Annotated in this window: 6 protein-coding genes; 5 read left to right on the forward strand and 1 reads right to left on the reverse strand. The window is 70.3% G+C overall.

Features of this window, described 5'->3' with window-relative positions; genetic code table 11:
- Nucleotides 1-62 precede the first annotated feature (62 nt).
- A complete protein-coding gene (locus EPY72_RS10205) occupies nt 63-452 on the reverse strand; it encodes a DUF7383 domain-containing protein (RefSeq protein WP_134670165.1) in 390 nt (129 codons plus the stop codon).
- Between the two features lie 115 nt (nt 453-567).
- On the opposite strand from EPY72_RS10205, the gene EPY72_RS10210 reads away from it, so the two are divergent.
- The 5 genes from EPY72_RS10210 to EPY72_RS10230 all read left to right on the forward strand — a co-directional run bounded on the left by EPY72_RS10210 (nt 568) and on the right by EPY72_RS10230 (nt 14,115).
- Nucleotides 568-1,032 carry a hypothetical protein gene (locus EPY72_RS10210; protein ID WP_134670167.1) on the forward strand — a complete coding sequence of 155 codons (465 nt, stop codon included), beginning with the start codon at nt 568-570 and terminating at the stop codon, nt 1,030-1,032.
- A 36-nt stretch (nt 1,033-1,068) separates the two neighbouring features.
- Nucleotides 1,069-2,391, forward strand: coding sequence for a tRNA pseudouridine(54/55) synthase Pus10 (locus EPY72_RS10215; protein ID WP_135806338.1), 1,323 nt, complete (start codon nt 1,069-1,071; stop codon nt 2,389-2,391).
- A 510-nt stretch (nt 2,392-2,901) separates the two neighbouring features.
- Complete coding sequence (locus tag EPY72_RS10220; RefSeq protein WP_168216021.1) at nt 2,902-10,071, forward strand: malectin domain-containing carbohydrate-binding protein; 7,170 nt, start codon at nt 2,902-2,904, stop codon at nt 10,069-10,071.
- A gap of 217 nt (nt 10,072-10,288) precedes the next feature.
- A complete protein-coding gene (locus tag EPY72_RS10225) occupies nt 10,289-12,598 on the forward strand; it encodes a PKD domain-containing protein (protein ID WP_135806340.1) in 2,310 nt (769 codons plus the stop codon).
- Complete coding sequence (locus EPY72_RS10230) at nt 12,595-14,115, forward strand: dockerin type I domain-containing protein (RefSeq protein ID WP_135806341.1); 1,521 nt, start codon at nt 12,595-12,597, stop codon at nt 14,113-14,115. Before EPY72_RS10225 ends, EPY72_RS10230 begins: the two co-directional genes overlap by 4 nt.
- The last annotated feature ends 2 nt before the right edge of the window (nt 14,116-14,117 follow it).

Genomic DNA, 14,117 nt, shown 5'->3' on the forward strand with positions numbered 1-14,117 from the left:
CCCGACGCGGGCGAGCCACCTAAAGGTTCGAGTGGGGGCAAGGCCGAGTCCCGGCGAGGGACTCACTCGACGGGTTCGCGCCAGTGGACCGTGACGGTGTTCACCGCGAAGCTGTCGTCGGTCGTCTCGTCGCGGACCACCCGTATCGCGTTGGTCCCCTCCCGGAGTTCGGCGTCGGTGAGCAGGTCCTCCCAGTACTGCCAGCCGTCGGCCGGCGGCAGGTCGAAGCCGCTCAGGGGCTCGCCGTTCACCTCGATCTCGTGGCCGTAGGCCCCGACGCGGAACGCCCGCAGACCGAGGTAGGCGTCGGTCGAGTCCGCGGTCGGAACCTCGAACTCGTACTCGGGCGTGGCGTCGCCCACGTAGTCGGCCCACGGCACGTCGATGGCTTCCCGGTTCGGGCCGAGGTGCGCGCTGACGGCCACCGGCGCGTAGTTTGCGCGGTAGGACATGACAGGACCGACGCAGTCCGGCCACTAAATCGTGGGGGCCCGCCGACCCGACGCGGGCCGCCCGCCGAAATCCACAACAGTTGAGTACCCCGACTGAGCACCGCCGGCACCGTCGATGTCCCTCCCGCTCGACTGGCTCGTGGCCGCCGTCGTCGGCCTCGGCGCGCTCGCGGTCGGGGTCTGTGCCCACGAGCTCCTCCACGTCGTCCCGCTTCGGCTCCTCGGCGCGGACTACACCGTCACGCTCCTGCCGGGCGAAGCCAGCACCGAGACTCCCGCGCTCGCCGCGCTCCCCGACGCTCTCTCCGGGGGACTCGTCCGAGTCGAGGTCACCGATCTGCCGCCCGACGCCCCGGAGTGGGCGGTCCGGGTCGCCGCCGCGCTCCCGGTCGTGCTGGCGCTCCCGCTCGTGCTGGCCGCCGCGGGCGTCCTCCCCGACCCGACCGCGACCGGCGACCGCGTGGGAACCGCCCTCCTCGTCGCGGCGGGCGCGAGCGGCCTCCCGAGCCCGGCCGACTGGTCGGTGGTCTGGCACGGCGCGGCGGGCTACCGGGCGTCCGGCGCCGACCCGTCCGAATGAGAAACCCGTTTACCGCCCGAACCCCACGGATCAGATATGACCATCCTCGCCGACGCCCGCCGGGTCATCGAGAACGGCCCGGTGTGTGAGGCCTGCCTCGGTCGGTGTTTCGCCGACCGGAGCTTCGGACTGACGAACCGCGAGCGCGGCTCGGCCCTCCGGGTCGCGGTCGCGCTGGAGGACGACGACCCCTACGAGGAGCCGGGCGCGGAGTGTTGGGTCTGTGAGGGCGAGAGCCGGCGGTTCGACGCGTGGGCCCAGACGGTCGCCGACGCGCTGGAGGGCTGGTCGTTCGACACCTACCAGGTCGGCACCCGGACGCCCCCGCTGGTCGAGGAAAACGAGGTCCTGCTCCGGGAGTCTGCGGGCCTCCCCGAGGACGCCGGCGAGCTGTTCAAATCGGAGTTCAACCGCGAGGTCGGCAAGCGCGTCGGCCGGCTCACCGACACCGAGGTCGACTTCGAGCGTCCCGACGTGCTGGCGCTCCTGAACGTCGACCCCGAGCGCGAGGAGATCTCCGAGCACGCCGTCGAGGTGCAGGTGAACTCGGCGTTCGTCTACGGCCGGTACCGGAAGCTCGAACGCGACATCCCCCAGACGGAGTGGCCCTGCCGGGAGTGTGGGGGCTCGGGCAAACAGCTCGCGAGCGACGGCGGCGAGGAACCCTGCGAGTACTGTGGCGGGTCGGGGTACCTCTACGACGAGAGCGTCGAGGAGCTCACCACGCCGCCGGTCCGTGAGGCGATGGACGGCGAGGAGGCGCTTTTCCACGGCGCGGGCCGCGAGGACGTCGACGCGCTGATGCTCGACACCGGCCGGCCGTTCGTGATCGAGGTCAAACAGCCCCGAGTCCGGAGCGTCGACACCGACGCGCTCGAAGCCGAGATCAACGAGTTCGCCGACGGGAAGGCCGAGGTCACCGACCTCGCGCTGGCGACCCACGAGATGGTCGAGCGCGTCAAGGAACTCGACGCCTCGAAGACCTACCGGATGGACGTCGCGTTCGACGACGACGTGACCGAGCCGGCCCTCGAGGAGGCGCTCGCGGAGCTCGACGGGACGACGGTCGAGCAGGACACGCCTAACCGCGTCGACCACCGGCGCGCGAGCAAGACCCGGACCCGGACCGTCTACGACATCTCCGGCGACCTCGAAGGGCCGCGCCGCGCCGAACTACGGATCCACGGCGAGGGCGGCCTCTACGTCAAAGAGCTCGTGAGCGGCGACGAGGGCCGGACCACCCCGAGCCTCGCGGGCCTGCTCGGGGTCGGGGCGGAGGTCACCGCGCTCGACGTGCTGGCTGTCGAGGGAGAGGACGAGCCCTTCGCCGACCCCGAGTACCTCCGAGAGGCGATCTGACGCCGGCGACAGCGACTCTCGGCGTGGCGACTGACGACGAACGCGATCGGTTCCGACCCGACCGCGACCCCGGTACGCGGAGCCTAACTGCCTTTTCTCTGTCTCTGTGGGCGTGTAGCGGCCGGTACCCGTCGACGCACGGACGATCCCCGACCGCTCTCGGTTCGAGACGTTTCGTCTGCTCGACCCCGATTCCGTCGGTCGTTCGGTCGCTGTCAGTCCCCGCCTGAAACGACGTAGGAGCTCCTTGTGTGGCGCTCTCTGTCGTCCAGATATCACACAGCCGACTCATAACAAAGTCGGTACGTGTCGGCTCGGTGGACGATGGCACCGTATCGGCCGTTAGGCCCCGAGAAACGGAAGTTAAGCTCGGTCGGAGCGACGTTAGCTCTCGTTTTGTCGTCAGTTAGCCGCCTCGTACGCGTGGCGGCGCGGGGACGCGAAACCGGCGGCCGGTCGGCGCCCGCACAGACACATGAGTCCACACACACCACGAGCGGGAGGCGTCGGATGAACAGTACGCGAAACGCGGCTCGGTTGCTTGCAGTCGTCTTCTCGGTGTTGCTGGTGACGTCGGCGGCCGGGGGCGGCGCGCTGTCGGTCATCGGGACCGCGCAAGCACAGGAGGCCAGCGACGTGTTGTATCGCGTGAACGCGGGCGGCGACGCGGTGGAATCGCCGAGCGGTCCCGACTGGTCGGGGACCGGCGACCAGTACGTGACCGGCGGATCCGCGTACGGGGACTACTCGGGGACCGTCTCTCTCGACGGCTCGGTCCCGGCGGGGACGCCCACGGAGATATTCGGCACCGAAGTGTACGGCGACCAGCAGTGGACCTTCTCGGAGAACGTCCAGAGCGACCAGCAGTACGAGGTCCGCCTGTACTTCGCCGAGGTCTACCACGGCGTGTCCAACGATAACGGAGCGGGCGCGCGCGTCTTCGACGTCGCCATCGAAGACGAGACGGCACTGAGCGCCTACGACATCTTCGAGGAGGTCGGCGCGGAGACCGGCGTGATGAAGTCGTTCACGGTCACCCCCTCGGACGGCTCCATCGACGTCAACTTCACGACGATCGAAGACAACGCGAAGGTCTCGGCCATCGAGATCGTCGAATCCGAACCGGAGCCGAACGCGCTCGGCGGGCCCTCGAACGTCGACTTCGGAACCGTCCTCACGGGCGAGTCGGCGACCGAGACGGTCACGGTCACGAACCTCGGCGACGACGGCGACCCGGCGATCGACGTTTCGGGCGTCTCGGTCACCGGCGCGGACGCCGACGCGTTCTCGGTCGGGTCGGCGTCCCAGACGACGCTCGCCCCCGGCGAGTCTGCCGACCTGCCGGTGACGTTCTCGCCCGCGGACGCGCAGGCGAAGCAGGCCACGCTCGAAGTCGCCCACACCGGCGACGACTCCCCGCTGGCGATCGACCTCGCCGGCGAGGGTGCGAGCTCGGCGAACCCCGCGTTCTCGAAGAGCACCTTGCAGGGGTTCAGCGCGGGTAGTCCGACGGCCGTCGACTTCGGTCCCGACGGTCGGGCGTACGTCTCCACGCAGGGCGGGACGGTCTACGCGCTGAACGTCACCCGGACCGGCGAGAACAGCTACGCGGTCGAAAACGAGGTCGAGATCGGCGCGATCGAGGCGATTCCGAACCACGACGACGCCGGCGACTACACCCCCGGCGAGACCGACCGCCAGATCACGGGGCTGACGGCCGCCGGAACCGCCGACCAGCCGGTCGTCTACGTCTCCTCGTCGGACCCCTCGATCGACGTCGGGCAAGACGACGACGACACCGACACCAACTCCGGGGCGATCTCCCGGCTGACGCTCACGCCGGGGAGCGACGGCGTGCTCCAGACCGGCGAGATCGACCACGACGTGCTGGTGATGGGCCTGCCTCGCTCCGAGGAGAACCACGCCACCAACGGTCTGGACCTCTCGGCGGACGGCGAGACGCTGTACGTCGCCCAGGGCGGCCACACCAACAAGGGCGCGCCCGGCGACAACTTCGGCCACACGCCCGAGTACGCGCTCTCGGCCGCGATCCTCGAGATCGACCTCGCCCAGATCGAGGCCGAGTATCAGGCCAAGAACCTCCAGAGCTACGACCCACAGGGCGCCAGCCAGTCGTACCCCGATCTGGAGTTCTACTACGCCGTTCCGACGATTCAGAACGACGACGCCACCGACGGCGACGACCTGCCGTTCGGCGGCAACGACGGGATCAATCAGGCGAAACTCGTCGAGGGCAGTCCGGTTCAGATCTACTCGCCGGGCTACCGGAACCCCTACGATCTGGTCGTGACCCAGACCGGACAGGTGTACGCCGCGGATCACGGGCCAAACGGCGGCTGGGGCGGTCAGCCGGCCGACGCGGACGGCGCCGTCACGGCCGACGCCGCGTCGGTGACCAACCACCCCAACGAGGCCGGTAGCTTCTCGACCAGCGACCAGCTCGCGAAGGTCGACGAGGGCGACTACGGCGGACACGCCGCGCCGATCCGGGCGAACCCGACCGGCGCGGACATCTACGACGCCGACGGGGAGATGGTGTTCGACATCACCGAGTCGAACTCCCCCGTGGCGCCGAGTCAGGTGAACCCGGTGGAGGCCGACTACATTCCGCCGACCGGCGGCTCGCCCGACCCGGGCGCTCCCGCGGGCACCGCCAACACGATGGAGTTCGAAGACGGCCAGCACGTCCTCTTCGGCCCGACGGGCGGTCTCGACGAGTACACAGCCTCGAACTTCGGCGGCGCGATGGCGGGCGACCTCCTCCAAGTCGAGCTCAGCGGCGACGTCGAGCGCGTCGAACTGAGCGCCGACGGCGAGACGGTCGTGAACGTCGAGACCATCTTCAACACCGGCGGCCCGCTCGGGATCGACGCGGTCGGCGACGACGGCCCGTTCCCGGGCACCGTCTGGACCGCGAACCACGGCGGCAACGACGTCACCGTCTTCGAGCCGGTCGACTACGGCGACACCGGTGGCGGCGACGGCGAGCAGTGTACCGGCGCCGACGACGCGACACTCGACGAGGACGGCGACGGCTACGACAACGCAGACGAGATCGACGCGGGCTCGGACCCGTGCTCGGCGGCCTCGACGCCCGCAGACTTCGACGGCGACGGGACCTCGAACCTCAACGACCCCGACGACGACGGCGACGGGCTCGACGACACCGAGGACCCGTTCGCGCTCGACCCGGCAAACGGCCTCGAGACGACCCCGCCGGTCCAGCACGACCTCTCGGAGCTCAGCCTGTTCGGCGAGAACGGGCAGGGCTGGACGGGGCTGATGACCAACGGGAGCGACTACCGGGAGCGCTACGACCCGACCCAGATGACGGTCGGCGGCGCAGCCGAGGTCCTGACGGTCGAGGGCGTGCCCGCGGGCGACGCCTACGCGGACACGAACACCCAGCAGTACGGGTTCCAGTTCGGCGTCGACCCGCCCGCGGAACCGTTCGTCGTCGAGACGACGGTCGCCTCCTTCCCGGAGAATCCCGAGGACTTCCAGTCGGCCGGCGTGTTCGTCGGCACCGGCGACCAGTCGAACTACGTCAAGCTCGTCGCCGCGGCCAACGGCGGCGACGGCGGCGTCGAGTTCGCGCAGGAAGTCGGCGACGAGTTCGAGGGGGAGATGACCGACGAGAGCGCGGTCACGGGGAACGACGTCACGCTCGGGCTGACGGTCGACCCGACGACCGACCCGGCGCCGGACAACGATATCGACGAGGTCGCTGTGACAGCCGAGTACGAGGTCGACGGGACGACCGCCGAGGTCGGAACCGCCGCGATGCCGGCGAACTGGCTCGACACCGCGGACGGCGTCGCGCCCGCGGTCGGCGTCGTCTCGACGTCGAACGGTGCGAGTTCGACGTTCGACGCGACGTGGACCGATATCTCGGTCGAGTACGTGACCCCGCCGAACGAGGCTCCCGGCGCCGCGTTCACCTACTCGCCGAGCCAGCCGACCGCGACCGAACAGGTGGCCTTCGACGCGTCGGGATCGAGCGACGCCGACGGCTCGATCGCGAGCTACGAGTGGGACTTCGACGGCGACGGCGAGACCGACGCGACCGGCCAGAGCGTCACCCACGCGTTCGACGCGGCGGGCGAGTACGACGCGACCCTGACCGTCACCGACGACGAGGGCGCGACGAACGCGACGATCAAGACCGTCGCGGTGGCCGAGCCGGAGACCGAGACGCTCGCGGAGGCGGTCGCGAGCTACGGCGAGGACGACGACTCGACGATCAGTCTGGCGGAGATCCAGACCGCCATCAACTGGTGGTCGACCGGTGCAGAAGTGCCCAACACCGGCGGGGAGACGTTCTCGCTTGAGGAGATCCAGCAGTTGATCAACCTCTGGTCGACCGGCGCGACCGTCGGCGACGGGTCCGACGGCGGAAGCGAGCAGACCGGCTCCGCGCTGGTCGAGATCACGCCCGACTCGGGCGTCGAGACCAGCACCTACGGCGGCGATACCTATCAGGTCACCAACACCGGCGAGAAGAACATCACGTCGGTGTCGTTCGACCTGAGCAGTTCGTCCCTTCCCGACATGGTGTTCGACCCGCAGGGCACCGCGGGCGATCCGACCGGCGAGGGGCTCAACGTCGCCAGCGACGGCGGTACCGGGATCGTCACCGAACCCGGCACGGGCGAGGCGTTCGCCGCGCCGCACAACGGCCAGAACGCCGACGACGGCTACGACGTGATGACCGTCGAGTTCGACGACTTCGAGCCGGGCGAACAGGCGACCTTCTGGGCCGACAACGACCCGACCACGATCAAAGGCGCGACGATCGCCTCCCAAGAGGCCGGCCCGGTTTCGGGGCTCGAACTCGCGCGCTCGACCGTGACGGTGACGTACGCCGACGGGACGACCCAGACCACCCAGCTGATGGGCGACGGGAGCGCCGGCGGCGCGACCGCCGTCGTGAACGCCACCGAGGCCCCCGCGCCGACCGTCGACGTGGCGGGCGTCTCGCTCGACGACGCCGCGCTCGAGGACTACCACAGCGCGGCGACCGTCTCGGAGGCGAGCCAGACCGTGGCGGTCTCGGGCCAACCCGGCGAGACGGTCACGCTGGTCCGGGTCGAGGCCGAACTCGCGCTGAGTAACGTCCCGGACGCCGACGGCGACGGCGAGCCGGGGTACGACGTCGAACCCTACGAGGCGAACAACGCCCAGAACGTCGCGTACTACACGGCGACGATCGGGTCCGACGGGACCGCGACGATCCCGGTGACGCTGACGAACACGACCGGGGACGGCGACGACGCGGGCTACAACTACTTCGTGGCCGCCCACGGCGAGGCCGCCGGCGACATGGGGCTCGCGTCCGACGTGGTCGTGCTGAAGTACGACCAGAACGCCGGCGACGGCGGCGACGCCGGCGGTGGCGGCGACACCGTGTTCGCGCTGAACGCCGGCGGCTCGGCGTACACCGCCGCCGACGGGACGGTGTACCAGGCCGACACCAACTTCGACGGCGGCACCGCGTACGATACGACCGAGCAGATCGGCGACACGCAAGACGACCCGCTGTACCAGACCGAGCGGTACGGAAACTTCACCTACGACGTCCCGCTCGAGGACGGCGAGTACGAGGTCACCCTGCAGTTCGCCGAGATCTTCCAGGGCGTCGCGGCGAGCGACTCGCCCGACTCGACCGGGCCGACCGACGGCACGAACGAGAACGACCGCGTGTTCGACGCCTCGATCGAGGGCGAGGAGGTCCTGTCGAACTACGACATCTTCGCGGAGGTCGGGCCGCTGAACGCGACCGAGGAGACGTTCACCGCGACCGTCTCGGACGGCGAACTGTCAGTCGAGTTCAGCACCGTCTACGACAACGCGAAGGTGAGCGCGATCGAGGTCGCCGAGGTCGACGACGGCTCCGCCACCAACGCCGCGCCGACGATCGACTCGATCGCAGACCAGACGCTCACCGTGGGCGACTCGACGACCGTTCCGGTGAGCGCCGACGACGCCGACGGCGACGACGTGTCGGTGTCGGTGACCGGCCCGGACTTCCTCACGCTCGCGAACGGTGAACTGACCGTCGCCCCGCAATCGGGCGACGCCGGCACGTACACCGTCGACGTCACCGCCGCCGACGGTAACGGCGGAACGGCGACCGAGACGTTTCAGGTGACCGTCGAGCAAGCGGCCGGCGGCGACGCCAGCTCGGCCGACTTCGCGGTCAACACCGGCGGCGCCATCGACGCGAGCACGTACGGCGCGGGCTCGTTCGAGATCACCAACACCGGCGACGGGCAGATCGCGTCGGTCACCTACGACCTGAGCTCCGCGGCGTTCCCCGACGTAGTGTTCGATCCCGAGGGGACCGCGGGCGACTCGGGCGCAAAGGGCTTCACGCCCGACGGCGGCGCGAGCGCGGTCGACCCCTCGGGGTCGTTCGCCGCCCCGCACAACGGCCAGAACGGCGAGGACGGCTACGACAAACTCGCCATCGACTTCGACGACTTCGAGGGCGGCGAAACGTTCGCCTTCTCGGCCGACGTCGACCCGACCAGCATCAAGAACGCCGACGGGACCGGCGCGGCGGGTTCGGTCTCGGGGCTGGAGCTGTCGGGCGCGACGGTGACCGTCGAGTACGCCGACGGGGCGACCCAGACGACCCATCTGTTCGGCGACGCGAGCGCGGGCGGCTCGCAGGCCACCTCGAAGGCCGACGCCGCCGGCGCGCCGACGATCGGCGTCGAGGCCGTCTCGCTCGATTCGAGCGCGCTCGACGACTATCACAGCGCGGCGACCGTCTCGGAGCCGACCCAGACCGTGACTGTCTCCGGGCCGGCCGGCGGGACCGTCGAACTGCTCCGAATCGAGGGACAGCTCGAACTCGCCAATCAGGCCGACGGCTACGATCTGGAGGCCTACGAGGCCAACACCGCCGAGAGCGTCGCGTACCAGACCGTCGAACTCGACGCCGACGGGCAGGCCGCGGTCGAGGTGTCGCTGACCAACACGTCGAGTAGCGGCGTCGAAGGCGGGTTCAACTACCTCCTCGCCGCGGTGGAGGACGGCGGCGACACCGGCCAGCCCTCGAACGTGGCCGTGCTGAAGTACGACCAGAACGCGGGCGCCGACGACCCCGACACCGCGGGGCCGCAGGCGCTCCACCGCGTGAACGCGGGCGAGAGCGCGACTATTTCTGCGACCGACGACGGCCCGAACTGGACCGGCGTCGCGAACGCGAGTTCGCAGTACCTCGCCTCGGTCGCAGAGGAGGACGGCGGGACCTACTGTGGCGGCGACGCCCTCACGCCCGACGACACCGTCCCCGAGTCCACGCCCGACGGCGTGTGGAACTGCGAGCGCTACGGGGACATGTCCTGGGAGTTCCCGGTCGACCCCGGTCAGGACGTCGAGGTTCGACTCTCCCTCGCCAACTCCTACCCGGGCGCGAGCGCGCAGGGCGACCGGCAGTTCAACGTCTCCATCGAGGGGTCGCAGGTCCTGACGCAGTACGACCCGGTGGCCGACGTCGGACACGCGACCGCCACGACCAAGAGCGTCACCGTCACCGACGACGGGGACGGCACCATCGCGGTCGACTTCGAGCAGGGCGCCGCCGAGAACCCGGAGGTCAGAGCCATCGAGATTCTGACGGTCGAGGACGGCACCGACGGGGGGAGCTGACGATGCGAGCGACGATCGACTCCCGGCCTCGGCCGAACGCCGGCCGACGGTCGCCCGAGCCCGATGCGAGCGGTCCCGAGCCGAGCGCACGCCCGACGATCGCCGACGCCAGCGCCCCGCCGACGCCGACCGCGCTCGTCGGGACGGCGGCGAACCACTCGATCGCGACACCGCGCGTCGCGATCACACCTCACACCACCGCGGAGGGTGGTCGACAATGAACACGAAAAACACCCAGAGGTCAACGCGGTTCACCGCCGCGAGCCTCGCGTTGCTGGTCCTGCTCTCGGCGTTCGCGCCGGTGGGGATCGGCGGCGCCCAGCAGGCAGGCGTATCGATAGCTCAATCGGTCGAGGGCGACGCGACGGTCGCGCCCGGCGACGTCGTCACCGTCGAGGCGACGGTGACTGCACCGGGCCTCAACGGCCCGGCCATCGACGTCGGCGCGCCCGACGGCTGGACAGTCACCAGCCAGTCGGCCGACGGCGGAAACTTCAAACCCGCCGAGAGCCAGTGGGTCTGGCTCTCAGGCGACCACACGGTGACCTACACCGTGGCGGTCCCCGCCGACGCTTCGGAGGGCGATTACGCCCTCTCGACAGAGGGTTCGGGGATCGTCCCGGACACCGGCGAGCGCGTGACCGAAACGACCGAGACGACGATCACGGTCCAGCAAAACGAGGCGCCGAACGCGGACGCGGGGAGCGACCAGACCGTCGAGGAGGGCGCGACGATCAGCCTCGACGCCTCGGGATCGAGCGATCCCGACGGCGACGACCTGACCTACGCGTGGACCCAGACCGGCGGTCCCAGCGTCTCGCTGACCGGGGCCGACACCCCCACGCCGTCGTTCGACGCGCCCGACGAGCCCCAGCAGACCCAGACGTACGCCTTCGAGGTCGCGGTCTCGGACGGTCAGACGACGACCACCGACGCGGTGACCGTGACGGTCGAACCGGTCGACGATCCGCCGACCGCCGACGCGGGCGACGACCAGACCGTCGCGGAAGGGAGCACGGTCCAGCTATCCGGGTCGGGAACCGACGTCGACGACGCGACCCTGTCGTACGCGTGGACTCAGACCGGCGGTCCCGACGTCTCGCTGAGCGACGCCGACGTCCCGGCGCCGTCGTTCACCGCGCCGGACGTCGAGAGCCCGACCGACGTCGTCTTCGAGCTGACAGTCTCGGACGGCGAGACCGCGGTCGCCGACGCGGTGACGGTCACCGTCGAGCCGACCGCGCCCGCGAACGAGCCGCCGACCGCCGACGCGGGCGACGACCAGACGGTCCCGGCGGGTGAGACAGTCGCGCTCGACGCCTCGGGATCGAGCGACCCCGACGGCGACGACCTGACCTACGCGTGGACCCAGACGGGCGGTCCCAGCGTCTCGCTGATCGGGGCCGACACCCCCACGCCGTCTTTCACCGCGTCGGGCCTCGACGGCGACGCGACGCTGACCTTCGAGGTCGAAGTCGGCGACGGGCAGGCGACCGACACCGATTCGGTGGCCGTGACCGTGACCGCGAGCGCCGACAACCAGCCGCCGACCGCCGACTTCGCAGTCGACCCGAGTTCGCCCGTCCCGGGCGAATCGGTCAGCTTCGACGCCTCGGGGTCGAGCGACCCCGACGACGACCTGAGCTACGAGTGGACGATCGAGGGTGCCACCGCAGGTCCCGAGGAGTCGACGCTACTCGACTCGGACTTCGAGAGCGGGTCGCTCGCGACCGACGGGTGGACCCACGACGCAATCGAGAGCGGTGCCACCGCGGGCGTCGACGACGCAACCGCGAACTCCGGGAGCCAGTCGGCCTCCCACTACGGCGGTGAGGGCGCGCTCGTCTCGCCCGCGCTCGACGCGAGCGAGGCCGACTCGCTGACGGTGAGCTACTGGATCCAGAAGGGCTCTGACGCGTTCAGCGAGAACCCCGACCCGAACACCGGCGAGGACCTGATCGTCGAGTACCTCGACCAGAACGGCGACTGGGTCGAACTCGACCGCGTCGAGGACACCGTCGAGTCCGGCGCCGAGTTCACGACGAACTTCACCGTCGAGGCCGACGCCGCGCTCCACGACGGCTTCCAACTCCGATTCCGGCAAGAGGGCGCGTCGGTCACGTCCGGCGACTACTGGCACGTCGACGACGTGTCGGTCGCCGCGACCGACGGGGCCGAGACCGCCCCAATCCAGAAGTCGGGCCAGACGGTCTCGCACGCGTTCGATCAGGCCGGTACCTACGACGTGACCCTGACGGTCGCCGACGGCGACGGCGCGACCGACGCGGTGACGAAGCCCGTCGAGGTGATCGAGGACCAACAACAGCCCCAGTCGATTCCGGAGGCGGTCGCGGGTCAGGACGGCACGGTCGACACCGGCGAGATCCAGCAGGCGATCAGCTGGTGGGTGAACGACGAGCCGGTTCCGGACACCGACGGCGAGACCATAGACACCCAGACGATACAGACGCTCATCGACCTGTGGGTCGAGAACGCGACGGTCGCAAACGGGGGTGAGTCCCCGTGACCCGCGAGGTCGGCGCCACGTTCGGGCGAGCGCTCGCGCTCGCCGTCGCCGCGCTGGTGGCGGTCGCCGCGATCGGCCCCGCGGCCGCGATCCCCCAACCCGCCGGCGCAATCGGACTCGCACAGACGCCCGAGACCACGACTGTCGCCCCCGGTGAGACGGTCACCCTTGAAACGACGATCAACGCGACGGGCTACAACGCGCCCGGGCTCGCGGTGAGCCTGCCCGACGGCTGGAGCGTCCAGAGCCAGTCGACCGACGGGCCGTTCACGTACAAGTCCGCCACCGACGAGTGGGTCGGGCTCTCGGGCGGCGAGTACACCGTGACCTACACCGTCGCCGTCCCCGACGACGCCGCGGCCGGCGAGTACACCGTGAGTGCCGACGGCTCGGCTATCGACCCCGAGACCGACGCGTTCGTCGAGGCCACCGACGGCTCCACGGTGACGGTCCAGGACGACTCCACGACCGATCCCGAGCCGGAGCCCGATCCCGACCCGACGACCGTGTCGGTGAGCCAGTCAGCGAGCGGTCAGGTCGCGCCCGGCGGAACGGTGACGATGACCGCGCAGGTCGACGCGACCGGACTCGACGCGCCCGCGCTCGCGGTGGACCTGCCCGACGGCTGGAGCGTTCAGAGCCAGACCGCCGACGGCCCCGCGAGCTACAAGCCGGCCACCGGCGAGTGGGTCTGGCTCGCCGGCGACGTCGATGCCGTCTACACCGTCGAGTACGTGGTGGCGGTCCCCTCGAACGTGCCCGCGGGCGAGTACACCCTCACGGCTGAGGCGTCGGCGCTCGACGCCGAGGACACGCAGGTGACCGACGCGGCCGAGACGACCGTCACCGTCGCCGAGGACGACGGCCAACAGCCCGCCGGACCGTCGACGGCCGCCCGTCTCTCGCCGTCGAGCGAGTTCGCAGGCGTCGATCAGATGGCGACATTTGACGTGGTCGTCGACGCCGCAGACGGCGGCATCGGAGTCACCGACTTCACCGTGTCGGTCGCCGACACCGAGGTCGCCGCCATCACCGACGCGTCGCTCGCGGAGAACGGCACGGAGGGTCTCAGCGACGTCGAGATCGCCGAGGACGGCTCGTCGGTGAGCGTCGAGTCAGTACTCATGGACACCGGCGACACCGGGTCGGTGACCCTCGCGACTGTCACCGTCGAGACGGCCGCGGAGGGCGCGACCGACCTCGATCTCACCGTCTCGGCGCTCGGGACCGAGGGCGGGACCGCCTACGTGGTGACCGAGACCGTCGGCGCGACGCTCGACGTCTCGGAGCTGGTGGTCGGCGACGCGGCGAATCCGGCCGCCGACCCCGACGGCGACGGCGTCTACGAGGACGTCAACGGCGACGGCGCCGTCGACATCACCGACGTGCAAGCGCTCTGGAGCGCCCGAAACGACCCGACGGTCGCGAACAACCCCGGCGCGTTCGACTTCAACGGCGACGGGTCGTTCAGCATCCTCGACGTGCAGGCGCTCTACAGCCAGGAGCTGGGGGCCTGACC

The sequence above is a fragment of the Halorussus marinus genome (assembly GCF_004765795.1).
Lineage (GTDB): Archaea > Halobacteriota > Halobacteria > Halobacteriales > Haladaptataceae > Halorussus > Halorussus marinus.